Origin of the sequence: Pantoea sp. RIT413, from assembly GCF_003057675.2 — a bacterium.
GTDB lineage: Bacteria > Pseudomonadota > Gammaproteobacteria > Enterobacterales > Enterobacteriaceae > Pantoea > Pantoea eucrina.
Window position 1 is genome coordinate 316,292 of the sequence record NZ_QBJB02000002.1, and the last position, 25,865, is coordinate 342,156.

At 51.7% G+C, this 25,865-nt stretch carries 25 protein-coding genes; 12 read left to right on the plus strand and 13 right to left on the minus strand.

Going from position 1 to position 25,865, the window contains the following annotated elements:
* Positions 1 to 36 precede the first annotated feature (36 nt).
* The 4 genes from DBY66_RS05140 to DBY66_RS05155 form a co-directional block, all read right to left on the minus strand.
* A complete protein-coding gene (locus tag DBY66_RS05140; protein WP_094110826.1) occupies positions 37 to 213 on the minus strand; it encodes a DUF1289 domain-containing protein in 177 nt (58 codons plus the stop codon).
* 90 nt (positions 214 to 303) lie between these two features.
* Complete coding sequence (locus tag DBY66_RS05145) at positions 304 to 1,059, minus strand: ABC transporter ATP-binding protein (RefSeq protein WP_108569778.1); 756 nt, start codon at positions 1,057 to 1,059, stop codon at positions 304 to 306.
* Positions 1,056 to 2,090 (minus strand): iron chelate uptake ABC transporter family permease subunit, encoded by a 1,035-nt coding sequence (locus tag DBY66_RS05150; protein WP_108569777.1) that lies wholly within the window; start codon positions 2,088 to 2,090, stop codon positions 1,056 to 1,058. The genes DBY66_RS05145 and DBY66_RS05150 overlap by 4 nt, the downstream gene beginning before the upstream one ends.
* Positions 2,080 to 3,108, minus strand: coding sequence for an ABC transporter substrate-binding protein (locus DBY66_RS05155; protein ID WP_108569776.1), 1,029 nt, complete (start codon positions 3,106 to 3,108; stop codon positions 2,080 to 2,082). Before DBY66_RS05155 ends, DBY66_RS05150 begins: the two co-directional genes overlap by 11 nt.
* Positions 3,109 to 3,385: 277 nt before the next feature.
* Between DBY66_RS05155 and zigA the strand changes: the two genes are divergently transcribed.
* The 5 genes from zigA (at position 3,386) to DBY66_RS05180 (ending at position 9,494) form a co-directional block, all read left to right on the plus strand.
* Positions 3,386 to 4,606 carry a zinc metallochaperone GTPase ZigA gene (gene zigA / locus DBY66_RS05160; RefSeq protein ID WP_071668169.1) on the plus strand — a complete coding sequence of 407 codons (1,221 nt, stop codon included), beginning with the start codon at positions 3,386 to 3,388 and terminating at the stop codon, positions 4,604 to 4,606.
* 335 nt (positions 4,607 to 4,941) lie between these two features.
* Complete coding sequence (locus DBY66_RS05165; RefSeq protein WP_108569775.1) at positions 4,942 to 6,180, plus strand: MFS transporter; 1,239 nt, start codon at positions 4,942 to 4,944, stop codon at positions 6,178 to 6,180.
* Between the two features lie 16 nt (positions 6,181 to 6,196).
* A complete protein-coding gene (locus DBY66_RS05170) occupies positions 6,197 to 7,252 on the plus strand; it encodes a sugar phosphate isomerase/epimerase (RefSeq protein ID WP_108569774.1) in 1,056 nt (351 codons plus the stop codon).
* A gap of 12 nt (positions 7,253 to 7,264) precedes the next feature.
* The gene (locus tag DBY66_RS05175) at positions 7,265 to 8,416 is read left to right on the plus strand and encodes a Gfo/Idh/MocA family oxidoreductase (RefSeq protein ID WP_108569773.1); all 1,152 of its coding nucleotides are present in this window, start codon (positions 7,265 to 7,267) and stop codon (positions 8,414 to 8,416) included.
* Positions 8,417 to 8,513: 97 nt separating this feature from the next.
* A complete protein-coding gene (locus tag DBY66_RS05180; protein ID WP_071668173.1) occupies positions 8,514 to 9,494 on the plus strand; it encodes a LacI family DNA-binding transcriptional regulator in 981 nt (326 codons plus the stop codon).
* Positions 9,495 to 9,500: 6 nt separating this feature from the next.
* Here DBY66_RS05180 and DBY66_RS05185 read toward each other — a convergent pair whose 3' ends face one another.
* Together DBY66_RS05185 and DBY66_RS05190 are read right to left on the minus strand one after the other, a co-directional pair.
* On the minus strand, positions 9,501 to 10,301 hold the full coding sequence (locus DBY66_RS05185; protein ID WP_233207436.1) for a sugar phosphate isomerase/epimerase: 801 nt from the start codon (positions 10,299 to 10,301) through the stop codon (positions 9,501 to 9,503).
* Between the two features lie 435 nt (positions 10,302 to 10,736).
* A complete protein-coding gene (locus DBY66_RS05190) occupies positions 10,737 to 11,621 on the minus strand; it encodes a LysR family transcriptional regulator (protein WP_071668195.1) in 885 nt (294 codons plus the stop codon).
* 102 nt (positions 11,622 to 11,723) lie between these two features.
* Here DBY66_RS05190 and DBY66_RS05195 point away from each other — a divergent pair, with 102 nt between their 5' ends.
* Together DBY66_RS05195 and DBY66_RS05200 are read left to right on the plus strand one after the other, a co-directional pair.
* Positions 11,724 to 12,818: an NADH:flavin oxidoreductase gene (locus tag DBY66_RS05195; protein ID WP_108569772.1), complete on the plus strand. Its 1,095-nt coding sequence runs from the start codon at positions 11,724 to 11,726 to the stop codon at positions 12,816 to 12,818.
* A 430-nt stretch (positions 12,819 to 13,248) separates the two neighbouring features.
* Positions 13,249 to 13,827: a DUF4142 domain-containing protein gene (locus DBY66_RS05200; RefSeq protein WP_071668176.1), complete on the plus strand. Its 579-nt coding sequence runs from the start codon at positions 13,249 to 13,251 to the stop codon at positions 13,825 to 13,827.
* A gap of 201 nt (positions 13,828 to 14,028) precedes the next feature.
* Here DBY66_RS05200 and DBY66_RS05205 read toward each other — a convergent pair whose 3' ends face one another.
* From DBY66_RS05205 to DBY66_RS05230, 6 genes are all read right to left on the minus strand, one after another.
* Positions 14,029 to 14,637, minus strand: a complete 609-nt coding sequence (locus DBY66_RS05205; RefSeq protein WP_108569771.1) for an SIS domain-containing protein — start codon at positions 14,635 to 14,637, stop codon at positions 14,029 to 14,031.
* Positions 14,634 to 16,274, minus strand: a complete 1,641-nt coding sequence (locus DBY66_RS05210) for an FGGY-family carbohydrate kinase (protein ID WP_108569770.1) — start codon at positions 16,272 to 16,274, stop codon at positions 14,634 to 14,636. The genes DBY66_RS05205 and DBY66_RS05210 overlap by 4 nt, the downstream gene beginning before the upstream one ends.
* A 29-nt stretch (positions 16,275 to 16,303) precedes the next feature.
* Positions 16,304 to 17,257, minus strand: a complete 954-nt coding sequence (locus DBY66_RS05215) for an ABC transporter permease (protein ID WP_071668180.1) — start codon at positions 17,255 to 17,257, stop codon at positions 16,304 to 16,306.
* A 1-nt stretch (position 17,258) separates the two neighbouring features.
* Positions 17,259 to 18,248, minus strand: a complete 990-nt coding sequence (locus DBY66_RS05220; protein ID WP_108569769.1) for an ABC transporter permease — start codon at positions 18,246 to 18,248, stop codon at positions 17,259 to 17,261.
* Positions 18,241 to 19,761 (minus strand): sugar ABC transporter ATP-binding protein, encoded by a 1,521-nt coding sequence (locus DBY66_RS05225; RefSeq protein ID WP_108569768.1) that lies wholly within the window; start codon positions 19,759 to 19,761, stop codon positions 18,241 to 18,243. Before DBY66_RS05225 ends, DBY66_RS05220 begins: the two co-directional genes overlap by 8 nt.
* Before the next feature lie 249 nt (positions 19,762 to 20,010).
* The gene (locus DBY66_RS05230; protein WP_065647618.1) at positions 20,011 to 20,997 is read right to left on the minus strand and encodes an autoinducer 2 ABC transporter substrate-binding protein; all 987 of its coding nucleotides are present in this window, start codon (positions 20,995 to 20,997) and stop codon (positions 20,011 to 20,013) included.
* Between the two features lie 633 nt (positions 20,998 to 21,630).
* Between DBY66_RS05230 and DBY66_RS05235 the strand changes: the two genes are divergently transcribed.
* Together DBY66_RS05235 and DBY66_RS05240 are read left to right on the plus strand one after the other, a co-directional pair.
* Entirely contained in the window at positions 21,631 to 22,188 is a 558-nt protein-coding gene (locus DBY66_RS05235; protein WP_233499570.1) for a histidine phosphatase family protein, read from the plus strand.
* Between the two features lie 570 nt (positions 22,189 to 22,758).
* Positions 22,759 to 23,196 (plus strand): VOC family protein, encoded by a 438-nt coding sequence (locus DBY66_RS05240; RefSeq protein WP_108569767.1) that lies wholly within the window; start codon positions 22,759 to 22,761, stop codon positions 23,194 to 23,196.
* Between the two features lie 105 nt (positions 23,197 to 23,301).
* On the opposite strand, the gene DBY66_RS05245 is transcribed toward DBY66_RS05240, so the two are convergent.
* On the minus strand, positions 23,302 to 23,592 hold the full coding sequence (locus DBY66_RS05245) for a hypothetical protein (RefSeq protein WP_108569766.1): 291 nt from the start codon (positions 23,590 to 23,592) through the stop codon (positions 23,302 to 23,304).
* A gap of 342 nt (positions 23,593 to 23,934) precedes the next feature.
* On the opposite strand from DBY66_RS05245, the gene DBY66_RS05250 reads away from it, so the two are divergent.
* The 3 genes from DBY66_RS05250 to DBY66_RS05260 all read left to right on the plus strand — a co-directional run bounded on the left by DBY66_RS05250 (position 23,935) and on the right by DBY66_RS05260 (position 25,755).
* A complete protein-coding gene (locus DBY66_RS05250; RefSeq protein ID WP_108569765.1) occupies positions 23,935 to 24,231 on the plus strand; it encodes a chorismate mutase in 297 nt (98 codons plus the stop codon).
* 4 nt (positions 24,232 to 24,235) lie between these two features.
* Positions 24,236 to 25,045 carry an AraC family transcriptional regulator gene (locus DBY66_RS05255; protein WP_071668186.1) on the plus strand — a complete coding sequence of 270 codons (810 nt, stop codon included), beginning with the start codon at positions 24,236 to 24,238 and terminating at the stop codon, positions 25,043 to 25,045.
* A gap of 95 nt (positions 25,046 to 25,140) precedes the next feature.
* On the plus strand, positions 25,141 to 25,755 hold the full coding sequence (locus tag DBY66_RS05260) for a LysE family translocator (protein ID WP_108569764.1): 615 nt from the start codon (positions 25,141 to 25,143) through the stop codon (positions 25,753 to 25,755).
* The last annotated feature ends 110 nt before the right edge of the window (positions 25,756 to 25,865 follow it).

Consider the following 25,865-nt stretch of genomic DNA (forward strand, 5'->3'; position numbering starts at 1 on the left):
GGCGCGTCAGCGCGGATTCGACAAAACCGGTGGCGTTTAACTCTTCATTAGAATGTTCAGCCGCACAGGAAGCGCTCGCTCAATCTGTTTACGATGATAAGGAGAAAGCTTGCGCCATTCTTTTGCCTCTTTTAGCGTGCGGCCACATCCTTTACACCAGCCTTTCGACTGTTCAAAGATGCAAACGTCGGTGCAGGGAGATTTAATGGCCATACCGGTTCCTCAAAAGTTTCTTGCCTGTCTTCAGTACACTTTCATAAGTAAGCAGTGGAAAGAGAGCCAGGTCGTTTATAAATAGAGTGGTTAAACATATTGTATGTTTATGGCACCGTTTCCCGGTTGGTTAACCAGTGCGTGAACTTTCCATGTGGAATGAATAAGCGCTGGCGTCAGAACGCTCTCCGGAGAGCCTGTTGCAATAACTTTGCCCTGCTGCAGAACGACCAGATGCTGACAATACCTGGCGGCCAGATTCAGATCGTGCAGCGCAATAACCACCGTTACAGGCAACGCAGTAATAAGCCGCATTAATTCGAGCTGAAACTGAATATCCAGATGATTTACCGGCTCATCAAGCAGGAGGATATCGGGCTTTTGCGCCAGCGCGCGTGCAATCTGACAGCGCTGTCGTTCACCGCCTGATAAGCGCTGCCACGGCCGGCTGACCAGACTGTTTAACTGCATCTGTGTAAGCGCTTCCTGCACCGCATGATTATCCGCATCCCGCCATCGACTGAATGCGCTGCGATGTGGCGTACGCCCCAGACGCACAATATCAATGACGCTCAGTTCGTTATCAGCTTCTGCATGCTGTGGCACAAAGGCCAGCTTCCGTGCAAGGTGGCGGCGTGGAAACTGGCAGAGCGACGTACCGGCGATTTGAATACGATTGCCGGAAGCGGGAAACAAACCCGCCAGCGACCTGATCAGCGTTGATTTACCGGAGCCGTTCGGCCCAAGCAGCCCAACAGTCTGCGCAGGTCCGGCGCTAAAACAGATGTCTGACAGGATAGTGTTGTTTTGCAATTCAACATCAAGATGAGTGACCACAATATTCATATCGACTTCCCCCGGTTGCTGTAGAGAATAACGGCAAAAACAGGTGCACCGACCAGAGCAGTCACCACGCCGACAGGTAAGACCTGATGCGTTATCAACGTTCTGGATAGGAGATCGGCGAGGATCATAAAATGACTGCCAGCAATAAACGTTACGGGAATGCTAACCAGATGCCGGTGGCCCACCAGCATCCGCGTTATATGAGGAATGACCAGGCCGATAAATCCGACAGCGCCAATCGAACTGACGATAACGGCCGTGACCAGAGCGGTAACCAGCAGTAGCATTATGCGGACAAAAAGCACACGCGTGCCCAGTGTGGCCGATATCTCAACGCCAAAAGTAAACGTATCCAGCGATCGTGCATGGCCAATAACCAGCATTAAACCGGCAAGTGAAACAAGAGAACAGAGTATGGCATCAGGCCAGCGCACGCCGCTGAGGCTACCCAGTAGCCAGAACATCACACCGCGCGACTGCTCGGCATTCGCGGCGGTACTGACAATATAAGAGGTCAGTGCATTAAACAGCTGAGTGCCCGCCACGCCAGCGAGGATGATTCTTCCGGTGTGATTCTGTATGCCGCCAGATAACAGCAAAATCAGCCCAAACGCCAGGCATGCACCGGTAAACGCGCCGGCGCCGACAGTGACAATCCCGCCGCCAACGCCTAACAGCATAATACAGACGGCACCGGTTGAAGCACCGGCTGAAATCCCCAGCAGATAAGGTTCAGCAAGCGGATTACGCAAAACGGACTGTAGCACCAGCCCGCACAGCGCCAGTCCGCCACCGCTGCTGGCCGCCATTAACGCTCTGCTCATTCGATACTGCCAGACGATGCCCGCCTCAACCGGCGGGAGGTCATAATGTGACAGGCCCAGCCCGTTGGCGATCGCCTGAGCGGTAACGGTAAAAGAAACGGGCATGTCGCCTGTTGAAGCGGCTACCACCATCGTCACAGGCAGGCTGAGCAAGCCTGCCAGAATGACTATCGCTGTCTGCGCTGGCGAAGAGATCTTATTTGCCATGTTTGTTTCTGTATGCGGACAGTTGTTTGCCAATTAGCTCTACTGCATCCACGTTGCGCAGTGAGGGATTGAGCGACATTGCCGGTACGACGATGATGTGGCCTTGCCTGACCGCATTGATTTCGCGCGTGACAGGGTCATTCTGGAGAAAGGCCTTTTTTACCGTGGCGTCATCAGCGGGATAAAGCCGTCTGTCCATGCTGGCGATAACGATCACGTCGGGCTGAGAGTGAGCAATATGCTCCCACGTCACCGCAGGCCACTCCTCTGAAGAGTGAATGATATTCTGCAGGCCAAGGGTCTTGCTTATCCAGCCCGGCGCGCCGTCATTACCCGCCACCCACGGATCGCCTTTCAGCCGGCTGCTGGAAAACCAGAAAACGACGTTAAGCGGAGGTCCTGTCTGCGCGTCTGCCTGCTGCTGCGCGTGAGCGATCCGATCCGCCAGATTCTTTTTGAGCGCCTCTCCGCGATCGGCGACATCGAAAATTTGTGACAGTTGAGTGATCTCATTCATGACGGAGTTCAGCGTATAAGGCGTAGTACGCGCGCCGTCGCCGTTCGACATCTCTGTGACGGTTTTGCCCGTGCAGTCAGCAGGGGATATCCATGTTCTGATGCCCAGTTGCTCAAATTGTTCACGCGTGGCCACTTCACCCTGTGGACCGACATGCCAGCTGTACTGCGCCAGTACCAGCTCTGGCTTTTGCGCCACAACCGTTTCAAACCCGGGCGAATTATCAGCAAGGCGCTTCAGGTCTGCGGCCCTGCTTTCAAGCTCGGGCGGAAGCTTGCCGAACCAGACCGAGGTGCCGGCAATCGTTTTTTCCAGGCCCAGCGCCAGCAGAAGTTCAGTTTCGTGTTGTCCAATCGTAACGACGCGAGCGGGCGGCTGCCTGAATGTTTCAGAAACGCCGCAGTTCTCAACGGTCAGTGGCCAGGTGCTGGCGAATGCGGTTGTGCACGAGAAAGCCATGAACGCCGGAGCGAGCATTTTAAAAGGAAATTTCATCATCATCTGCCAAGGTAACGTTATAACATAACATTATCAGATTTTTATCTGGCTTTTGTCAATCACCGGCGAGCTTTGTAGCCTGCTGCAGTATCTGTTTTCCCGGCAGGTAGCGCGTGTAAAAAACGCTCTGAAATACCTGGCGTTAACTCAATACGCATTTGAGTCAATGACAAGCGCGAAGGTTATGTTATAACATAACAATAAATAAATCTGTCGTCCGGCTTGTTTGTCAGCTCGCTGGCGACCACGAACTCAGCAGTTCATTTCAGGAGAGCATGTCATGTCTGATTGCACGCCACACGCTGGCCAGTTTAAAAAGTTACCTGTTACCGTTCTGTCCGGATTTCTGGGCGCAGGGAAAACGACGTTACTGAATCACATTCTGAATAATCGCGAAGGCCGTCGCGTGGCCGTTATCGTCAATGACATGTCAGAGGTCAATATTGACGCAGCGCTGCTCAGAGAGGGCGGCGCAGAACTGTCGCGCACAGATGAAAAGCTGGTAGAGATGAGTAACGGCTGTATCTGCTGCACGCTGCGCGAAGATCTGCTGCTGGAAGTTAACCGGCTGGCGCAGGAAGGGCGCTTCGATAATCTGGTGATTGAATCCACCGGTATTTCTGAACCGCTGCCGGTGGCGGAAACCTTCACATTCGCCGATGACAGCGGCCAGAGCCTCTCCGAAGTTGCCTTGCTTGACACCATGGTAACGGTTGTTGATGGCTACAATTTCCTTCGCGACTATGAGTCTGATGAAAGCATCCAGGCTCGCGGCGAGTCGCTGGGTGAGGAAGATGAGCGCACGGTCGTGGATCTGCTTGTCGACCAGATCGAATTTTGCGATGTGTTGATCCTGAACAAGATAGATTTGATCAGCGAAGCAGATAAAACGCGTCTGATGGCGATTCTGCACTCTCTTAATCCCCGAGCCAAAATCGTTAACGCCGAATTTGGCAGGGTCGCACTGGATAACGTACTAAATACCGGATTATTTGATTTTGACGCGGCGGCTCAGGCGCCGGGCTGGCTCAGGGAGCTACGGGGCGAACACACGCCTGAAACAGAAGAGTATGGCATTCATAACTTCGTCTTTCGCGCCCGTCGTCCGTTTCATCCGGACCGTTTCCTGAACGTGATTGAAAACGATATGAAAGGCATTGTGCGATCGAAAGGCTTTTTCTGGCTTGCCAGCCGGCCCGGATATGCCGGCTCCTGGTCTCAGGCGGGAGGCGTGAGTCGTCAGGGGCTGGCAGGCATGTGGTGGGCCAACGTGCCGCAACAGCACTGGCCGGAAGATAGAGAGTCACGTGATTACATCATACAAAACTGGGCTGAGGATACCGGTGATGCGCGACAGGAGCTGGTCTTCATTGGCATCGGTATGGATGAACCTCAGCTTCGGCTGAAACTGAACAGCGCGCTGTTAACCGACGAAGAGATGCAGGCCGGGTCTGACAGCTGGGCAACGCTTCACGATCCTTTCCAGCCCTGGTTCAACTGATAACAGAAAGCTGGCTCAGGGCCAGCTCTTCTGATTTGCTGCTGCCCTAAGGGGATATGGTTTTTGGTCTGTAATTTGATCGCGATTGAGTGCTACTGGTTTGATCCAGTGCGAAGGATGGTCAGGAAAATTTGCGCCTGTCAGACAAGTTTTGACTATTTTGAATAACAACGTGTTTGCCTCAGGCGCTGCGTCAGAAACTCAGCATCTTAACGAATCGGGTCAGGAAGTAATTAAATGTAATGTGTGATCAGGTAGACGGAAACTCCATTTGTAATCGATTACTTTATACATATTCAAAAATGTAATCGATTACTTTAAAGTGTGAGGAGAGTATGACTACTACAGCAACAGGCAGGGAGGAGGCAATGGCACAACAGCGTTTACTGATCCCTCGCCTCTCATTGATGATGTTCATGCAGTTTTTTATCTGGGGAAGCTGGTCCGTTACGCTCGGGCTGGTGATGGCGCAGCATAATATGTCGTTGTTGATTGGTGATGCTTTTTCAGCAGGGCCGATAGCCTCGATCCTGTCTCCTTTTGTGCTGGGCATGCTCGTAGACCGGTTCTTTCCTTCGCAAAAAGTCATGGCGGTAATGAATCTTGCCGGCGCAATGATCCTGTGGTTTATCCCGTCTGCGTTGGTGGCCGGGAACGGTGCGCTGCTCATCGCCCTGTTATTTGGTTATACGCTGTGCTTTATGCCCACCCTGGCGCTTGCCAATAACATTGCCTTTCACAGCCTGGCCCGCAGCGACAAAAGTTTTCCGGTGGTGCGCGTGTTCGGGACGATTGGCTGGATTGTGGCCGGCATTTTTATTGGGTTTGCCGGCATTTCTGCCAGCACGTCGATCTTCACCGTTGCGTCGGTCTGCTCTGTGGCACTCGCGATCTATAGCCTGACGCTACCCCATACCCCGGCACCCGCCAAAGGGTTACCGCTAAAGGTCCGCGATCTGTTCTGCGCGGATGCGTTTGCACTGCTTAAAATCCGGCACTTTTTTGTGTTCGCGCTGTGCGCCACCCTGATCTCTATTCCACTGGGCACATACTATGCCTATACCGCCTCATGGCTGGCAGACGCCGGCGTGTCAAATGTCAGCACCGCGATGTCCTTCGGTCAGATGTCTGAAATTTTCTTCATGCTGGTGATCCCATTACTGTTCCGCCGCCTCGGCGTGAAATACATGCTGCTGGTCGGGATGCTGGCATGGTTCGTGCGCTATGCGCTGTTTGCGATGGGTATGAACGATGAGGGCCGCGCGCTGATCTACCTGGGCATTCTGCTGCACGGTGTCTGCTACGACTTCTTTTTCGTGGTGGGGTTCATCTACACCGACAGGATCGCTGGCGAAAAGGTCAAGGGGCAGGCGCAGAGCATGGTAGTGATGTTCACCTACGGCATTGGCATGCTGCTGGGCTCACAGATTTCTGGCGCACTTTACAACAACCTGGTTGCCGGCCAGGGCACGGCAGAAAACTGGGCAACGTTCTGGTGGGTCCCGGCTATTGCAGCAGCGGCGATCGCCATTCTTTTCCTCTTCTCCTTTAAATACCGGGATGAAGCGGTTTGATTAACCGGAGGTGTACGTGAAAACGTTAAAAGGACCTGGCATTTTTCTTTCGCAGTTTATCGGACAACAGGCCCCGTTTAATTCGCTGGAGGGGCTGGCGAAATGGGCTGCAGACCTGGGATATCGGGCATTGCAGATCCCCTGTAATCATCCGGCCATTTTTGACCTTGAGCGTGCTGCAGCCAGCCAGTCCTATTGCGATGAGGTCACGACATTACTGGCAGGATACGGTCTGGAAATCAGCGAGCTTTCAACGCATCTGGAAGGACAGCTGATTGCGGTTCATCCTGCGCATGATGCGGCATTTGATGGCTTTGCACCGGAACACGTACGCGGAGATAACGCAAAGCGCACGGCCTGGGCTATTGAGACGATAAAAAAGGCTGCGGCGGCTTCGGCAAAGCTGGGGCTGCGCGCGCATGCAACCTTTTCCGGTTCGCTGGCGTGGCCCTATGTCTATCCCTGGCCGCCGCACAATCCGGCTCTGCTGGAAGAGGCGTTCGCCGAACTGGCGCGCCGCTGGCTGCCGGTTCTGGAAGAGTTTGATCGTCACGGCGTTGATCTCTGTTACGAGCTTCATCCGGGTGAAGACCTGCACGATGGCGTGACGTTTGACCGTTTTCTGGCGGCGGTGAATTATCATCCACGCTGCAACATCCTGTTCGATCCCAGCCATCTGTTGCTGCAGCATATCGACTATCTGCAGTTCATTGATATTTATCATCAGCGCATCAAAGCGTTTCACGTGAAAGACGCCGAGTATCTGCCTAACGGTCGCAGCGGCGTGTACGGCGGCTATCAGCGCTGGATCGATCGTGCCGGGCGTTTCCGCTCACCGGGCGACGGTCAGGTTGATTTCAAAGGGATCTTCAGCAAGCTGGCGCAGTACGACTACGACGGCTGGGCGGTGCTCGAGTGGGAGTGCTGCCTGAAAGAGAGCGACACCGGCGCACTTGAGGGAGCCGAATTTATTCAGCGCCACATTATTCCGGTTGCCGATCGCGCATTTGACGACTTCGCCGCACGACAACAGGATACCGCCGGGGTACGCGCCCAGCTGGGTCTGAAATAAGAGGGGATTTAAGTGATTAACACAGGGATTATCGGCACTGGTTTTATCGGACCGGCGCATATTGAGGCGTTACGCCGTCTCGGCAACATTAACGTGGTGGCCATCTGTGATACCAGCCAGAGCGCGGCCGAGGCGCGTGCAGCAGAGCTGAACGTGCCGCACGCCTACAGCGACGTCGCGGCGTTTTTACAGCATGAAGGGCTGCACGCTGTGCATAACTGCACGCCAAATCATCTCCATGCAGCAATAAACCGGCAAATCATCAGCGCCGGCAAACATGTTTTCTCTGAAAAGCCCCTGTGCATGACCATGGATGAAGCGCGTGAGCTGGTTGAGCTGGCTGAAAAGGCGGGCGTGGTAAACGGGGTCAGCTTTGTCTATCGCCAGTTTGCCATGGTACAGCAGGCAGCCAGTATGGTGCGCTACCAGCAGCTGGGGCGTTTGTTTTCGGCTCAGGGTAGCTACCTGCAGGACTGGATGCTGGAAGAGACCGACTATAACTGGCGCGTGGATGCAGAAAAGGGCGGCGCCTCGCGGGCCGTAGCGGATATCGGTTCGCACTGGTGCGATACCATTCAGTTTGTCACCGGACGTAAAATCGTGGAGGTGATGGCCGATTTATCGATAGTCTGGCCCACGCGCAAAGCCAGCCTGGCTGCCGCCGGCACTTTTGGCACGCAGAACGAGGAGGCACAATATGAGTCCCGCGAGGTCACCACAGAAGACATGGGCTTTGTGCTGTTCCGCTTTGATGACGGCAGTAAAGGGAGCTTTAGCGTCTCGCAGGTTTCAGCCGGTCGCAAAAATCGCCTCAGCCTGGAAGTGAATGGCAGCCAGGCGTCGCTGGCCTGGGATCAGGAAACACCCCAGCAGCTGTGGCTGGGATACCGGCATAAGGCTAACCAGCTTTTGTCAGACGATCCTGCCCTGATGAATCCTGACGTGGCCCGCCGCGCACGTTTTCCCGGGGGACACATCGAAGGCTGGCCGGATGCGTTCCGCGCCATGATGCAGCAGTTTTATCAGGCAGTGGAGCAGGGAAGAGCGCCTGCTCCGCAGGATACCACCTATGCCACCTTTCGCGATGGTGCTCAGGTGATGGCGATCGTTGAAGCCATCGTGCAGAGTCACAGGGAACAACGCTGGGTCAGCGTTAATTGCTGATACACAACCCGGTCCGTCCTGCACAGACCGGGTTAACTTATTGTTCGCGCGGTTTTATGGTAGCCTGTGTGCTATATGTTTCGGTCCGGATCCTTCCATGTCCATTCAAAAAATCGCCCGTCTGGCGGGTGTTTCCGTTGCAACGGTGTCACGCGTATTAAACAACAGCGATACGGTTAAAGACGCCAACCGCGAAAAAGTGCTTCAGGCCATCAAAGCGAGTAATTATCAGCCTAACCTGCTGGCACGCCAGTTGCGCACCGCGCGCAGCTCAATGATTCTGGTTATGGTGTCCGACATTTCGAATCCGTTTTGTGCCGAGGTGGTCAAAGGCATCGAAGAAGAGGCAGAGAAGAACGGTTACCGCATTCTTCTGTGCAATTCCGGTTCGGACATTGAGCGCTCCCGTTCCAGCCTGCAGCTGCTGTCGGGGAAAATGGTTGACGGTATCATTACCATGGACGCTTTTAGCAAGCTGCCGGAGCTGAGCCATCTGATTGCTGATACGCCCTGGGTTCAGTGCGCAGAGTATGCTGATGCCGGTGACATATCCTGCGTCGGCATTAACGACAGCGAGGCATCACAGCAGGTGGTGGGTTATCTGGCGGATCAGGGTCGCAGACGTATAGCCCTGATAAATCACGATCTCAGCTATAAATATGCGCGCCTGCGCCAGCAGGGATATCTGTCTCAACTGGACGAGCACAATCTGGACTGGCAGGGCATCAGCTATGCCAGTGAACTGAGTTTCAGTGCAGGCAGGCAGGCAATGATGACTCTGCTTGCCGCTGATGAGATCCCTGATGCGGTATTTGCGGTATCAGACACGCTGGCAGCGGGTGCAATGGCGGCAATACAGGCCTCTGGTTATAGCGTGCCCGGTGACATAGCGGTAGCCGGGTTTGACGGCACTGAGCTGGCGGAGATGATCTCGCCGCCGCTGACCACGCTGGCACAGCCCTCGAGGGATATTGGCCGTGAAGCTTTCAGGCTGATTCAGCAGAAGATAGACCAGCCTGACTCCGCGGCGCAACGCGTCATTCTGCAGGGCCACCTGATTAAGCGAGCCAGCGCATAAACAATCTCAATGCGGCTGTTTTTGCAGTGCGGCCCGGAGGTTACGCAGTGACGTGCTGATAATGCTCCACGCGTCTTTTGGTTTGTCATGCTCAATGATAAACCACTTTACGCCGCTGTTTTTGGCTGCAGGCAGAATGGCTGACCAGTCCAGTAATCCCTCACCCAAGGGCGCAAAGTTCATTTCATCGTCCCGGATGCCGATTGAGGCATTGTCTTTAGCGTGAATGGCATAAACCCGTCCCGGATAGGCGTTGAGAAAACGAAGCGGATCCTGACCACCGCGCGATACCCAGGCTGCGTCCATCTCAAGTTTGAGATTATCCGGTGAAGAGTGATTCAGGATAATTTCCAGTGCCGTTACACCCCCATATTTTTTCATTTCAAAGTTATGATTGTGGTAAGCAAGTTGCAGGCGATCATGGCGCAGTTTTGCTCCCATCGCATCCAGACGTCTGGCAAAGTCGATCCAGCCCTGAGAACTGTCAGGACGATCCTGCGGCTCAATCCATGGGACAACGATAGTGCTATTGCCAACTGATTTATTAAAGGCGACCGTTTCGGCGTAATTTGTTTCCAGTGCTGAAAGCTGCACGTGCGCTGAGGTAACGGTAAGATCGTTCTTTTTCAGCAGGGAGCTTAACTGTTTAGCGCTGAGGTCGTGCGTTCCGACTATTTCTACGTGCTTAAACCCGGCATCATGCGCCATGGCAAATTGTTTTTCTGCCGGACCGGCATTGCGCAGGGTATACATCTGCAGAGCGATACTGTCATCCACATTCACTGCCAAAGCAGCAGTGGAAGTCATTGCTGTTGAAGCCAGAAGGCAGGTGCTAAAGACTAAGTGACGAAGCATAATTTTTCCCGTTTCCAAAAAGTAATCGATTACAAAATTAACGCAAAAAGTAATCGATTACTTTTGGAATGCTCAACGGATACAAAAATTTGTGACTGAACTCATATCTTAAAGCAGGGTGGTTCTGGAAATTTGCGGCAGCGTGATTTTCCGGTATTTAAAATTGCGCGTCATCACATCATTTTTATCCAGATTTTTCGGAGAATGGCAGGCCTTCCATCCATGTTCCTGAATCCACAGAATCTGAACAGGCCTTTCGGGGCCTGGTTATCTGGCAGAGCATTGCGTCTGCCTGCTCAGAAATAGTTCGATAGTGTGCCGCTGTACACCTGTATAACAGGCTCTATTTTACCTTCAGGCACTCTTTCGCCGCTAATCCTGTTAGCTTCAGGATGATAACCCGCTCAGTGAAACTTTTAATGCTTCAAGAAAAAGAGTTACGCGGCAGGGAAGATAGCGTTTAGTTGGCAATAGTGCCCAAATTGCCAGCATGTGTGGCTCTGCATCTTTCAGCGGTATTTCGATAAGCTCGCCTTTCGCCAGCTCCTGCTCAACATCAACTTTTGTCAGCTGAGCAATTCCGGCCCCTGCTTTACACATTGATCGTACACCCTCAACGCTATTACAGGTGAATCGTGGGTCAAAAACATAATTTATGGTTGCGGTATTCTGTATAAACGTCCATTGCGCCACCATTGCCGTTTTGAGACACCAGTGATCAGAAAGGTCTGCCAGAATTACAGGCTGGCCATATTGCGAAATATATTCTGGTGATGCACAAAGGATACGCGGGTTATTACTGAGTTTATGTGCAATCAGATTGGAATCTTTGAGTGGTGCCACTCTTATCGCTACGTCATAACCTTGCCCTACAATATCAACCACGTCATCGCTAAGGTTGAGATCGATTTTCAATTTTGGATTTTTTTTCATCAATTCCGGAAGCAGGGGCAGAATGTTGCGCCGGCCAATACCTGACGGAGCCGACATCTTTAGCAAGCCTGATGCCCCGGCAATTTCATTATTGAACATGACCCGGGCGCTTTGTTCCGCCTCGGTGATAGTTCTGGCGTAGGGAAGAAACTCTTCACCTTCACTGGTTAGCGACACAGCACGGGTTGTGCGCTGAAACAGCCGTACGCCCAGATCCTTTTCAAGCTGAGCAAGGTGCCGGGAAACGGTCATTGCGCTCATGCCCAGTCTTCGCGCAGCCCGGCTCAGGTTACAGGTTTCAGCAAGAACGATGAATAATTCAATATGCTTTACATTCATTATATCTGATTCCGTTATACAGTGATGCTTTAAGTCGCGTTTATATTCTCCTTCAGTCTCTATTATAATGGCATTCATTATAATTAACTGAGAGTATTTTCCATGCCACATACTTCACTGTTCGATACTGCTTCTATTGGAAATGTCATATTTAAAAACCGGATTATGGTCGCTCCCATGACGCGTATTTCCGCTTCGGAAAGCGGTGTGCCGGGAGAAAAGATGCTGAATTACTACACCCGGTTTGCGCGTGGTGGATTTGGCGCCCTGATTACTGAGGGTATCTATATCGATACGGCATGGTCGCAGACCTATGCGTTTCAGCCGGGCATAGTTAATGATGAGCAGATATCAGGCTGGAAACAGATTGTCAGGCATTCTCATAACGCCGGTGCGCGCATTATTGCTCAGCTGATCCATGCTGGCGCGCTGTCTCAGCACAATATTTATCGCCCTGGTACCGCGGCGCCTTCAGCCATAAAACCTAAAGGTCAGCAGCTGGAGTTCTATCATGGTTCTGGTGAGTACGGCATACCTGAGGCACTGGGTGAACAGCAGATTCAGGCAATTATCACCAGTTTTGCTGATAGCGCCGGGCGGGCCGTGAGCAAGGCCGGATTCGATGGAGTGGAGATTCATGCGGCTAATGGTTATCTGCTTGACCAGTTCCTGACAGATTATACCAATGCGCGCAGCGATGAATGGGGTGGGACACTCGAAAATCGTCTGGCTATTACGCTAAGCGTTATCCGCGCGGTGCGCAAAGAAATCGGTACGGATAGCGTGCTGGGCGTCAGAATTTCGCAGGGAAAAGTAAATGATTTTCATCATAAATGGAAAGAGGGTGAGAGCGGAGCCAGAACAATTTTTACTCTGCTTGCCGCAGCCGGCGTCGATTACATTCATATAACTGAATACAAATCGTGGTTGCCTGCGTTTGAAGATGGTCAGAGAAGTCTTGTTGAAATTGCGCGGGAAGCGGCTCCGGATACTGTGATTATCGCTAATGGCGGCCTTGATGATGGTAAGCTGGCAGAACAACTGCTCGGTATGGGCGCTGATTTAGTTGCTATCGGTAAGGCTGCGCTGGCTAATCCTGACTGGCCTCACAAAGTTGAGAGCAATTTACCGCTTGAGAGTCTGCCTGAGGATATTCTTTCGCCAGTTGCGGACATAAAGGAAAAAGAACAGATCTGATATTCAATCTGCGCAGGTGATATCAGAAGATAAATAGTGGATGACGGAACAAAGAAAACTATTTTTTTTGAGATGCATGGCATCTTTAAGCGTCCGTGAGCAGGTTGCCCCTGCTGAATGAGTAAACGTTCTGTCTGAAAAATCCGGGTCTTATTACCAGGGAGGCCCGGACTGATATAAAACCTGCCTGTTCAGTTGATTAATATAAAATATCTTCATTGTATTTTTTAACACGAGCTGGTTTTTTTGCGGCTCGCTTTAAATGATCTTATCGTGACCTGTCTCCAATAGATTGCGCGGAATTCAGCGCGGTAAAACCCCCTCTCTTTATCACTGTCTATACTGATTAATGCACTTCTGATTTCCCTGCATGGCTGCGTATGGTTAATAGCCAGACGTCAGCCACCTCATCGATATTCTGGAGAATAATATGCATAAGAATAAAACGTTGAAAACAGTACTGGTTCTGTCAGCAGTTGTCGCCATGTTCAGCACAGCTGGCGTATATGCTCAGACGCCAGCCAGCACCGTGCAGGATGGTGCTGCAGGCCAGAGCGCAGCGGGCGGCAAACTGAGCGCCAGCGATGAAAAAGCGCTGAAGGATATGGCGCAGGCTAATATCAATGAAGTCGCTGCCGGCAAAATTGCGCTGACGAAAGCGGAAAGCAGCGAAGTGAAGGCCTATGCACAAAAAATGGTAGACGATCACAGCGCTGCGCTGACCAAAGTTCAGACGGTCGCCGGGCAAAAAGGCGTAACGCTGCCGACTGAACCGGATGCGAAGCACAAAACGATGGCCGCTCAGCTGGAAAAACAGAGCGGTGCCGCATTTGACAAGATGTATATGACTAACGCCGGCACGAAAGATCACAAGATGGTGCTGTCGACCCTGCAGAGTGACGCCAAAATGATTAAGGATCCCGATGTCAAAGCACTGGCTGACGCACACACGCCGGTTGTTGAAGAGCATCTGAAGTCTGCCGAACAGATGTCACAAGCCGGTAAATAACTATCTTGCGCGCTCCCGCAACCTGCGTTGATGGCGTTGCGGAAAAAAGCGCAGCCGGTAATACCCTATAAGCGAGATTGCTGAAAAAGGGACAAACCGGGCTATCACCCGGTTTTATCGTTGGTATAATCGCTGCACGCGGCATATCTACTGGCGGGTATGGCTGACGGACCAGATGAGATAAAACAATTAACGTCCTGTTCACACATCCTGTTCGCGCAACGTTTTACCAACATTGCCACCCGGATGAACGTTCAGCAGCCGCTTCTGATCGAAGCCGTTACGCAGCATAATGTTGCCGCACAGCGCATCAAACACCGCCAGCACCAGCACAATAGAGGTAGTGGCTAACATATTAAGCGGGTCGATTTCACGCTGGATATGTGTTTTAACCACCAGCGTGGCGGCGCGGGCAATGGCTGAGTCCGGGTTCTCCGTCACGCTAATAATCGTCACGCCTTTGGTTTTAAGCGTCGGTAGCAGGCGCGTCAGTTCTTCAGAGTTGCCGCCTCGCGATATCAGGATCATCAGGTCGTTGCTGCGCATGAAGCCCAGATCGCCATGGGCCGCATCGGTAGCGCTGAGATACACTGCCGGCTGCTCGACGCATGCCAGCATGTGGGCGATTTTTCGGGCGGCGATGCCCGAGGTGCCAACGCCCGTCACGGCAATTTTTCCCTTGCAGCCGGTGATCAGCATCAGCAGCTGCTGCCAGGTCGCGGCATTGAGATGACGCTGCAGCGCCAGTAACTCCTGACTGTAGGTCTGCCAGCCCTGACACGCCAGGGCAAATTCTTCACCCGCATTCATTGCGTTTCCCCCTGCATCAGATGCCGGTATTTCATACTGTCATGATACATCTCATGGAAGACGCGGTACTTACGATCGTAATACTCTTTGATTTTGTTTGTCTGTGGCGTGATGGTCTTACCAATGCGGCTCATGGCAGCCATCGCTTCTGGCAACGATTCATAAGCGCCCGCCGCGACGGTGCCCATCATTGCGCTGCCAAGCAGCATCGCTTCACTCTCTTCCGGCAACAGCATCGCGCAGCCCGTCGCATTGGAATGCTCCTGCACAAAGATTGGGTTTTTGATGCCGCCACCACACGCCATCATAGTATCAATGCAGTAACCATTCTGGTTCATGGTTTCAATAATGTGGCGAGTGCCGAGCGCCAGCGCCTGAATGGTGGCGAGGTAATGCAGCGCCATGTCTTCCGGCGTACGTGATAATTTCAGGCCCGTCAGCGTGCCAGTCAGCGTCGGGTTGGCGCGCGGTGAGCGATTGCCGTGAAAATAGGGCAGCATATGAATGTCTTTAGTCAGAAACGCAATATTCTCTGATTCGCCCGCCATGCTGCGCAGAATGCCGTTGAGAACCTCATAGATGTTTTTACCGCTGTCTTTACCCTGTTTAAGCAGATCCTGATAGCAGGGATGCGACTGAATCACATGATCAATCAACGCGCCGGTAGTGGATTGTCCGCCTTCATTCAACCAGCAATCCGGCAGAATTGCTGAATAATACGGCCCCCAGATGCCGCCAATATAGCGCGCGCTACGCGACATCGCCATATGCGCCGTAGATGTGCCGCCAATGAGTGCGATGCGGTTGTCAAAATCCGCTGATTCGCCGGATACACCACTGGCGCCAAGAATGCCAAGACTGCCTGCGTGAGCATCAATAATCGAGACGCTGACTGCGGTACCCGCTATCAGTCCCATCTCTGCGGCAGCGCGCTGTGTCAGCCCATGCCCCAGCGGCTCACCCATAGCTTTCACTTCGCTGCCGATTTTTGATGCGTTGTTTTCCAGCAAATCGTCCAGACCGATCTGACGAAAATAGCCGGGATCCCAGCGGTCTTCGTGACCGATATATGTCCATTTGCAGACGGTGGAACATAACGAGCGCGTGGGGTCCTGCGTGGCGCGCCAGGTAAGAAAATCAGGCAGGTCGAACAGATGTCCGACGTTGCTCCAGGTGGTCGGCATGTGCTGTTTTAGCCAGAGCAGTTTGGGTGTCTGCATCTCCGGAGAGATAATCCCGCCGACAAACTCCAGTACGCGATGGCCGGTGGCATTGATGCGTTCTGCCTGAGTGATGGCGCGATGATCCATCCATACAATAATATTTTGTTCACTGCGTCCTGATGGGCTGACAGTCAGGGGATTGCCCTCTTTATCCAGCACCACCAGCGAGCAGGTCGCGTCAAAACCGATGCCTTTCACCTGAATCGGGTTAATATCCGCCTGACTGACTACGTCTCTTACCGCGTTACAAACGGCCTGCCAGATCTCGTCGGAAGATTGCTCAACAAAATCGGCTTTCGGGCGGTATAATGTGATCTCACGGCTGGCCTGACCGAGCATACGACCACTCATATCGAAAACCCCTGCGCGGGCGCTGCCGGTTCCTACGTCTACGCCGATAAAATAACTCGCCATGTTCTTTCCTTTTTTTAGAAAGCTTTCGCTTATGATTTTCTGTTTTGCAGAGCGATAAACAGGATCAGAACGCATCCCCACAGCGCCATGGTCAGGTAACTGCTGACGCCCATCAGATTCAGGCCGCTCTCCAGCATTTGCAGAACGATTAGCGCCAGCACCAGCCCGAGGACCCGGCCAAAACCGCCGTCAGGGTTAATTCCGCCGAGCACAGAGGCCAGAATGGTCACCAGTAAATAGGCATCGCCGTAACCCGCTTTCGCCGAGTTAAATTTGGACATCATCAGCAGTGCTGCACCCCATCCGAGCAGCGCCGAAAGCACGTACACTGCGATGGTGACTTTGTGCGTATTAACACCGCTAAAGCGCGTAGCCTGTTCATTGGAGCCCATCAGATACAGGCTGCGACCCAGCGTGGTATGTTCCAGCAGGACCCACAGCAGCAGTGCTACCAGCAGGAATAACAGCAGCGCAACCGGAATGCCCATCAGGCTACCGTTACTGAGATACTGAATGGCCGCTGGAAAACCGGAAAGCACTGTGCCGTTGGTCAGCAGAATATTCAGCCCGGCGATAAGTGTCATAGTACCGAGCGTCGCCAGAATCGGCGAAACGCCGATATATGCGATCAGCGCACCATTGAGCACGCCAATGACTACCGCTACGGCCAGTCCGGCGAGCATCGCCAGTGCGAAATAGTGCGGCTGGTCAGGGTGGGCCACCAGAATGGCCGCCATCACCAGCGAACAGGCATTGGCACCGGCGATGATCGAAAGGTTGATACCGCCGGTAAGCATGGTAATGCCCATCCCCAGCGCCAGCATGCCCAGAATCGGTAACTGTGAAGCGATTGACTGGAAATTGCCGACGCTGTAGAAGCTGCCGCCCAGCGTGAACGAAAACAGTACGGCAACGGCTACGATAATCAGTAACTGCAAACGAATGATGCGGTCGCCGGGGAAGAGTCGGTTTATGGTTGTCATGTCACATTCCCTTTGCCAGTTTGCGTTTTTCATTCCACGCGGTGCTGCTGATGCTGACCAGAATGATTACGCCGCTGAATACCTGATGCCAGTAAGCTGAAATGCTGAGTAAGGTCAAACCATTCTGCAGGAAGGCCAGCAGCATCACGCCCAGAATGGTGCCGGTCAGCGAACCACGCCCGCCGGTCATGCTGGTACCGCCTAAAACTACAGCGGCAAGGACCGTCAGCTCATAACCGAGCAGGGAGTTAGGCGCGACTGACTGAGTGATTTGCGCCTGCACCACGGCAGCAATTCCCGCCAGCAAACCCATAAAACCGTAGACGTAGAAATGCAGCCGCAAAATATTCAGACCAAGACGCGAAGCAGCATCACGATTGCTGCCCATAGCGTAAATCTGGCGACCCACGCGGGTCCGGTTCATCAGTACCCCGGTGGCGATGATCACCCCCAGCAGGCTGAGAAGCGGCAGAGTGAGGCCATAGTCGTAGCCGTCGGCGGCGGTGAAGGAGAACCAGTTAATGCCGTTCATAAACCAGTCGGGGAAACCGTACAGCCAGGTGCCGTTAGTGAGATACACCAGCAAACCGTAGAACAGGTTCAGTGTGGCGATGGTGATGATGATGGCCGGCACGCGCAGCCAGTAAACCAGAAAACCGTTGACCAGCCCAAGTAGCAAACCGGTACCCATCGACAGAGCAAATGCCAGTGGGAAGCTGCCACCGTGATGGATGATGTAACTCGCCATAACGTATTGGCCGATGGAGGTTACGGCCGGGAAGGAGATGTCGATACCTCCGGCGATCAGCACCACAAACAGACCGCAGGCCAGAATGCCGAGAATGGCGTAGCTGGTGGCGACGTCCGTCAGGTTACCCAGCGTCATAAATTTGCTGGTGCGGACGCTCAGACCAATCACCAACAGCAGAACCAGTAATCCCAGCCAGAATTCGTGCTGTGAAAACAGTTTTGAGAGCGATTTATTACCCATTAATCACCTCCGCAATCTGCGCTTCGCTGCTCTGATGCGGCGCAAATTCCGCTACCAGTTTACCTTTGCGCATTACCAGCACGCGATGGCTGTTGTAATACGCTTCCGGGATCTCATCGCAAATCATCAGCACCGCCATGCCGGACTCCGCCAGATCGCGTGCGATGCGGTAAATTCCCTCTTTGTTGGCAATATCCACACCGACCGTCGGCGAATCGAGGATCAGGATACGTGGCTGCGTCGCCACCCATTTGGCGATGGCGATACGCTGTGCATTACCGCCGGAAAGCGTCTTCACGGGTAAACTGCTGTCCGAAACTTTAATGTTCAGATCGCGGATCAGCTCTTTTACTACCAGGGCGGCTTTGTGATGATCCATCAATCCTGCGCGGGTATGCAGCTTGTCGAAAATGGATACCAGCGTGTTATCGTAAATGGATTGCTCCATTATCAGCCCCTGCGTCAAACGGTCTTCTGACACATAGGCAATACCGTGCCGGATAGCATCGCGGTTAGAGTGGAATTTCACCGTATTACCGTTGATGCGGATCTCGCCGCTGTCTGGTTGACTCATGCCAAACAGACTCAGGCAGAGTTCCGTACGCCCTGAACCGAGCAGACCAACAATCGATGCGATCTCGCCCTGGCGCAGCGACAGCGAGATATCATGATACTGACCCTTGCGGCTCAGATGGCTGATCTCCAGTAACGGCGTAACTTCGGCAGGTGCCCGGTGCGGCAGGTGGCTGTAGGTAAAGCGCTGACCGGTCATCAGGAACGCCAGCTCGTTGCTGTCGAGTTCGCTCGCCGGCCAGGTGCCGACCATTTTGCCGTCGCGCATCACGCTGATACGGTCAGCCACTTCCATTACTTCATCCAGACGGTGGCTGACAAACACCACGCAGATACCGGCGGCTTTCAGCTCACTTACTACCCGCAGCAGGCCATTGACCTCGGTTCGGGTCAGTGATGCCGTGGGTTCATCCATGATCACCAGCGTGGCATCAGCGGCGATGGCGCGGCATATTGCCACTAACTGACGGTCGGCGATCGAAAGTTTTTCTACTTTACGATCCGGATCCAGAGAAACGCCGACGCGTTGCATCGCCGCTACAGCCTTTTTGCGCATTGACTCACGATGTACCCAAAAATCACCGCCCGGGAGATAACGGTTAATGGCAATATTTTCGGCTACCGATAAATTTGGAAAGAGGGACAGATCCTGATAAATAACCTGAATACCGTACCAGGAAGAGAGCTGCGGCGTCAGGGTATGAAATAGTTTTCCGTCCAGCGTAATCGTCGCACCTTTTTCCGGCTGGTAGACGCCGGAAATAACTTTAATTATCGTGCTTTTGCCACAGCCATTCTGACCGGCCAGACAATGCACTTCGCCTTTATTGAGCGTCAGGCTGACATTATCCAGTGCTAATACGCCGGGGAATTTTTTACTGATCTTCTCAAGACTGATAAAGGCTTCAGCAGGGGCAGGGGGCGCGTTGAGCATATCCATCACAGGTCCTTAAGCATACCGGTTATATTCGGGCTGGGGCTTTGGCTGCACTTACTCCTGCGGATCACTGACGGATGTGATCGCAGGAATTCATGCACACCCAATCCGGGTTATACAGGATATAGGTTTTCAATCTCTCAGTAGAAATTCAGATACAGCACAGCATACAACGCCGTATCTGTTTCTATTTGCCTGGTGTAGCGCGGGAGATAATATATCTCCGGAAAATAAAATAATTAAAATGGCCCATCAGAAGCCAAGTGATTTCGCATTCTCTGGTGTGACTTCAAGAATTTTATTAAAGCGGATCACTTTTTTGTCCATATCTACATCGGCTTTGCCCAATTTTTCAATACTCAGCTCTTTAGTCACCTCTTTACCCTGAAGCAGCTGATCGGCAACTGTCACCAGGGCGTAACCGGCATCTTTCGGATCCCACAGCAGAACTTTCTTAATATCACCGCGCATCAGGTAAGGAGCCGCCTGGCCTGGCATAGCGATACCGACAACTGCAATTTTGTTTTTTGCACGTTTCTGCTGAACAGCCTGACCGGCACCGATAGGACCGAGCGAGCCGAAACCGATAATCCCCTTCAGGTCAGGGTAGGTTTTCATTAAATCCAGCGTGGTGGAGTATGACTTATCAATATTTTCGGCCACCGGCAGACGTGAAGTCACTTCATGCATGTCCGGATACTTCTCTTTCTGATATTTAATCGCAGCATCCGCCCACGCATTGTGCAATGGCACGGTCAGAGAGCCGACATAAATGGCGTAACCCCCTTTGCCACCCATATCTTTTGCCAGCTCATCCATGTTGGCCTGAGCATATTTCTGGCTGTCGATGGTTTCGACATCCCACTGGCCAATTTGCTGATCCGGCGATTCATGCGTTAATACCACGATGCCCTGATCGCGGGCTTTTTTCAGCACCGGTTCCAGCACTTTAGCGTCATTGGGTACCACAATGATTGCGTTAACTTTTTTAGCGATCAAATCTTCAATAACTTTGACCTGCTGGGCCGGATCCGGGGTAGACGCACCGACCTGGTATGCGTTGACATCCAGTTTCTGCGCGGCTTCTTTTACGCCGACCTCCATACGGGTAAACCAGGGAATGCCCGTAACTTTGGCAACGACGGCGATATCGTAAGGTTTGGCGGCAAATGAAGGTGTTGTAAATAACATGCATGCTGAAACCACACATGCACTGACTAATGCGAGGTTAAATTTCATTTCGGTACCTTTCTTATGAGGTTCTGATAAAGGGGACAGGCGACAGCTTTCACATCCACGTTCTGAGATTAACGTAAGGGGGTATCGCTTTTCGCTCGCCCTTGAGCGAAATGTGAGCAATGCCCACATTTGTTAAATTTAATGGTTTTTTATGTAAAAAATAAGTTATAAAAATCCGTTTTGAGTCGGGTTGCTATTCTACGGGGCCGAAAACCTGCATTTTATTAACATAAATTAGTCAATATATTAACAATAAATTAACTTAACGGACCATCGGCGGTGTTTTTATCATCATTCTGGTAGCGGCTATGCTTTTTATTTGAACAGAGTGTGAACAGGGTCACGAAGGCAGCGGGCAGACCCCGGTTTCGCCTTGCGGCAAACCGGGAAGCGACGTAAACCGTCCGGTTGTGGCGCTAAGCGGACTGACATCGGGCTGATGTCCGCTATGGGCGAGAAGCGGACATCATGACGGTGTGAGGTGTGTATTAAGGTATTTACTTTTTCATACAGTGATTATCACCTGACATATCATCTCATCGATCAGTATCAATCCTGGACAAGGTAGTGGTGCGTCATATGTTTATCGCGTTAGTCTGACCGCCTGGAAGGACCATAAGCAAGAAGCGTTGTATGGAAATTATTTTAATGCGTCATGGAAAGCCCGCTTTTACAGGCTCTGCGAAAGTAACGAGCCGTGAAATGTCCAACTGGATTGCAGATTATGATCGTTCTGATACAGGAGAAGATATACCGCCTGAGTCCAGTGAATCATTGGCGTTCAGCGCATCGCAAATCCTCAGTAGCCCTCTTCCCAGAGCACTTTCTTCCCTGAAAGCATTAGACCTTGAACCGGATGTCATTGATGAGGTTTTCAGGGAAGCAGATCTGCCGGTATTTCCTATGCCCGGTTTCAGGCTATCACCGACCGTATGGGCTGTTTTTTTCCGCGTCATGTGGTTATGCGACATATCCCGTGACGTAGAGCGCGTCGGAACAGCAAAGAAACGTGCTATTCAGGCTGCGGGTATCCTTGCAGCGTTTGCAAAAAGATCTGACGGTCCCGTGCTGCTTATGGGACATGGAGTAATGAATCGGCTAATTGCAAGGGAACTGAGGTCATTGGGTTTTAAAGAATATCGTTGTCAGGGTAGTGGTTACTGGAACGCAAGTAGCTACAGGCTTCAGTAAGTAAATATGGAAAGGGCATATCTGGCCTATTCAGACATTGGAAATGAGTCGTTTCGTTTCCGGCACACAACAAACAGATACAACCGCTACGGTTCGTTTTGATTGAAAATTATACTATCAGTCGTTGTGCTGCTTGTCTGGGGACATGTATGCTTTCTGCCCCTTCTGAATGTTAAGAAACACATATGCTCTCTACGTCAGGATCATCTTCCTGATGCCTTAGCACGCGCTATACCTGCATATGCACGCTCACAATCCGCAACCACAAAGATAACCTGCATCGTCATTTTTACGGCCGGACCGGTGAGAGCTGCTCTACCCAACGCCGGGCCGTGACCGCGTAGTTCTGACATAGAAATCAGCTCAACGGTTTTTCTGTTCTCCGGAGCACGTCGTCCAGGGTGTCTAAGCATACAGGAATAGAATCTTTTCTGACTGCAACAGCAGTACCCGGGTCCGGACAGTAGTATGTTCAATTAAGCCATTCAGATATGTTTGCTCACAGCGAACATTCAGGTTTTCTATAATTGATATTGGTTTACGATGCAGTCGCGCACAGCAGGTAATTGTATGATAAAAAAAGCAGATCACGTCGGATTTTCAGTCAGAAGCATTGAAGAGTCATTATTTTTCTGGACTGATATTCTTGGCGCAAAGTTATTACGCGAAGGAAAAATGTCTGGGCCTATCATTGATGAAGTGACAGGCGCAAGGGGCGCTGATGTGCGAATGGCGTTGCTTGAACTGGCTGGCATCAAAATTGAATTACTGCAATACGATAACATCAAACAGCCAGAAGAACCTTCAGTACCTTATATCCCTGGCTATGCTCACCTTGCATTTATAGTTGAGGATATTGATACGCTCTTGAGTAAAGCATCTGAGTATGGCTGGAAGACACCAGGTAAACCTCAGACAATCTTATCAGGCCCCATGCAGGGAACCAGAGTAATCTATTTACAAAGCCCCGATGGACAGACACTAGAGTTGATGGAGCAGGGTCAATAAAGTCCACATCGTGTCACCGCGTACTGGTATGACGCACATGCAGGCGGTCGCCGGGCCAGGCATCATTCTGCAGCGCGACGGCCGGAGCTGCTGAACAGGGCTGGACTATTCAAGGTCAATCACACGCAGTCCTGACCAGCACCGCTCTCCGGCACCGGTTATCAGCACGACGGGCGCCTCACTGAAGCTGCTCAGCAGGGTGCATACCCGGCTCATTAAATCCGTAATCTTTTCAGAACCCACGCAGACGAACTCGTCCGTCGGCAGGGCATACGTGAACCCCCGCCTGCAGACGACGCTTCGTGAAAAACCGTTCTCAAGCATGGCAAACATCAGCTCAATGTGCGCTTTTTCGGTCTGCTCCTTTAGCTCAATCCGGACTGTATAACTGGCCATAGCGATACCTGACAGATGTATAATTTAAGATAACTTAAATTATAGGTGTTTCTGAACAAATAACGGGCAATTGAGATATGTCCTAAGCAAATGTGCTTACTGTTCTGAGCCCCCGTCCCGATCAACTCCGGGAGAACTCAGCCCGCTGCGTACCTTAACGTCCGCAAAGAGCGAGAAGCAGACATTCGGCCCTATCCTTTTTATCGCACTCTCCATAACCGCTTATTCTCGATTGAATTCTTTGATTTATTGTCTTTCAGGCAGACTTTACAAATTTAAACCTGTTTTAAACCGAATATTTATGTAACCTGTCGTACTCATGTACTAGTCAGGTGGTTTAAAGTGAATTTTTCGTCAATTGAGGAAGTCAGGAATCGTATTGATCAGATTGACAGCGAACTGGTTAAAATGATTGCGCAACGCAGTCATTGTGTTAAAGCTGCAGCTGCTTTCAAAAGTGACCATTCAGCCGTGCGTGCTCCAGACCGCGTTCAGCAGGTCATCGATAAGGTAAGTAAACAGGCGAATGAAGAAGGACTTCCCACAGTAATTATCGAAAAGGTCTACCGGGCTATGATCGGCGCGTTCATCGATTATGAACTCGATCAACACGACCAATTGCGACAGGAGAAAGGCTGACATCATGCGTCAACATTCCATTGAGCTTCTACCCATAACTGTTGCGGGTGTTGAGGCTGTAAACGCTAACAGCGATATCTCATTCGGGCGGCATACTCACGACCAGTTCGGTATTGGTTTGATGGACAGCGGCGGGCAAAAATCCTTGAGTGGGCGCGGATATGTCGAGTCGAATGCGGGAGATGTCATCACTGTTAACCCGGGAGAAGTTCATGATGGGGCGCCTCTCGATGGCTCGCGAGCCTGGCGGATGCTTTATTTTGACACTGAGCTAATTAATCGATGCTTTATCGATATTTCCGAAGGTAAATTTGCCAGCGGCGAATTTGCGCTGCCTGTATCAACGAATGCCGGCATAGCAAAAATTTTTAATCAATTACATCAGGCAATTATCAGTGGTAATGGTGATATAAAAAAGCTGGCTGCGGATGAGGCATTGTTAATTCTGACTAACGCATTGGCCCAAATGCCCCGGTCTCAGATGAAAATGCCCATAAAAGGCGTGCTGTACGCGAAGGAAAAAATGGATGACGCACCGGGGAGTGCCATATCTCTTACTGAGCTGGCGTCAATTGCCGGACTCGGGCAGTTTACGTTTTTACGCGCTTTTGCGCGTTACTGTGGAATGACCCCGCATGCCTATCTTTTGCAGCGACGCCTGTCACTGGTTCGAAAGCTTATCAGGGGCGGCATGAACCTTGTTGATGCCGCCATTGCGGGCGGGTTTGCGGATCAAAGCCACATGACCCGTCTGTTTGTTCGCAGTTATGGCTATACGCCGGGCCTCTACGCGCAACAAAATCCGAAAATTTAGCCGCCTCTGCGTTGCAATTTTATTCAAGACAGAAAAAGCCTCTTAATCAAATACTGCAGCAATTAGTTCAGCTGCCGGTGAGGGGTAAAATTTTGATGCTTTATAATGATTTTCTAATGACATCTCTGCTGATTGTTATATCACCCGGTACTGGTGCCATCATTACGCTTTCTGCCGGCCTCAGGCAGGGAAAGCGTAGCGCAATAGTGGCTGCTGCCGGATGCACTCTCGGTGTGTTGCCTCATATGCTGGCTGCAATTACAGGCCTTGCTACCCTGCTACATGCCAGTCCGATACTATTTTCCATTGTGAAGTATACCGGCGTGGCTTACCTGCTCTTTATGGCGTGGCAAACGCTACGGGATAAGACACTTTTATCTGCAGAGTCTTCCAGGCCGGATTTATCTCATAGAGCCCTGATAATCCAGACGGTAGTTGCCAATATTCTCAATCCCAAACTTTCGCTATTTTTCTTAGCATTCCTTCCGCAGTTTATCGCTACCGGGGATGCACATCCCACACAGAGCATGTTGATTCTCTCAGCTATTTTTGCGGCCATGACTTTTGCTGTATTTGCTCTGTATGGCGCTTTTGCTTCGTCTGTTAGTCATTATGTATTAGGAAATCACAGAGTGGTGATCGGCATTCGTTTGGGCGTAGCACTGGCCTTTGGTGCAGTTGGGGTTCGACTGGCGATGGCGGTGCAATAGTAAAGACTCGTGTTAAATAACACCTGAAAGAAGAAGTATTGAACGTCCGCTTTTGGCACAAAGCGGGCCGATACTGGAGCAACGTCCGCTTTGAGCGAAAAACGGTCGCA

Excerpts from the sequence above, each read along its gene's own strand:
- DBY66_RS05140 (WP_094110826.1), bottom strand. The coding sequence starts at position 213 with ATGGCCATTAAATCTCCCTGCACCGACGTTTGCATCTTTGAACAGTCG.
- DBY66_RS05145 (WP_108569778.1), bottom strand. The coding sequence starts at position 1,059 with ATGAATATTGTGGTCACTCATCTTGATGTTGAATTGCAAAACAACACT.
- DBY66_RS05150 (WP_108569777.1), bottom strand. The coding sequence starts at position 2,090 with ATGGCAAATAAGATCTCTTCGCCAGCGCAGACAGCGATAGTCATTCTG.
- DBY66_RS05155 (WP_108569776.1), bottom strand. The coding sequence starts at position 3,108 with ATGATGATGAAATTTCCTTTTAAAATGCTCGCTCCGGCGTTCATGGCT.
- zigA (WP_071668169.1), top strand. The coding sequence starts at position 3,386 with ATGTCTGATTGCACGCCACACGCTGGCCAGTTTAAAAAGTTACCTGTT.
- DBY66_RS05165 (WP_108569775.1), top strand. The coding sequence starts at position 4,942 with ATGACTACTACAGCAACAGGCAGGGAGGAGGCAATGGCACAACAGCGT.
- DBY66_RS05180 (WP_071668173.1), top strand. The coding sequence starts at position 8,514 with ATGTCCATTCAAAAAATCGCCCGTCTGGCGGGTGTTTCCGTTGCAACG.
- DBY66_RS05185 (WP_233207436.1), bottom strand. The coding sequence starts at position 10,301 with ATGACTTCCACTGCTGCTTTGGCAGTGAATGTGGATGACAGTATCGCT.
- DBY66_RS05190 (WP_071668195.1), bottom strand. The coding sequence starts at position 11,621 with ATGAATGTAAAGCATATTGAATTATTCATCGTTCTTGCTGAAACCTGT.
- DBY66_RS05195 (WP_108569772.1), top strand. The coding sequence starts at position 11,724 with ATGCCACATACTTCACTGTTCGATACTGCTTCTATTGGAAATGTCATA.
- DBY66_RS05200 (WP_071668176.1), top strand. The coding sequence starts at position 13,249 with ATGCATAAGAATAAAACGTTGAAAACAGTACTGGTTCTGTCAGCAGTT.
- DBY66_RS05205 (WP_108569771.1), bottom strand. The coding sequence starts at position 14,637 with ATGAATGCGGGTGAAGAATTTGCCCTGGCGTGTCAGGGCTGGCAGACC.
- DBY66_RS05210 (WP_108569770.1), bottom strand. The coding sequence starts at position 16,274 with ATGGCGAGTTATTTTATCGGCGTAGACGTAGGAACCGGCAGCGCCCGC.
- DBY66_RS05215 (WP_071668180.1), bottom strand. The coding sequence starts at position 17,257 with ATGACAACCATAAACCGACTCTTCCCCGGCGACCGCATCATTCGTTTG.
- DBY66_RS05220 (WP_108569769.1), bottom strand. The coding sequence starts at position 18,248 with ATGGGTAATAAATCGCTCTCAAAACTGTTTTCACAGCACGAATTCTGG.
- DBY66_RS05225 (WP_108569768.1), bottom strand. The coding sequence starts at position 19,761 with ATGGATATGCTCAACGCGCCCCCTGCCCCTGCTGAAGCCTTTATCAGT.
- DBY66_RS05230 (WP_065647618.1), bottom strand. The coding sequence starts at position 20,997 with ATGAAATTTAACCTCGCATTAGTCAGTGCATGTGTGGTTTCAGCATGC.
- DBY66_RS05235 (WP_233499570.1), top strand. The coding sequence starts at position 21,631 with ATGGAAATTATTTTAATGCGTCATGGAAAGCCCGCTTTTACAGGCTCT.
- DBY66_RS05240 (WP_108569767.1), top strand. The coding sequence starts at position 22,759 with ATGATAAAAAAAGCAGATCACGTCGGATTTTCAGTCAGAAGCATTGAA.
- DBY66_RS05245 (WP_108569766.1), bottom strand. The coding sequence starts at position 23,592 with ATGGCCAGTTATACAGTCCGGATTGAGCTAAAGGAGCAGACCGAAAAA.
- DBY66_RS05255 (WP_071668186.1), top strand. The coding sequence starts at position 24,236 with ATGCGTCAACATTCCATTGAGCTTCTACCCATAACTGTTGCGGGTGTT.
- DBY66_RS05260 (WP_108569764.1), top strand. The coding sequence starts at position 25,141 with ATGCTTTATAATGATTTTCTAATGACATCTCTGCTGATTGTTATATCA.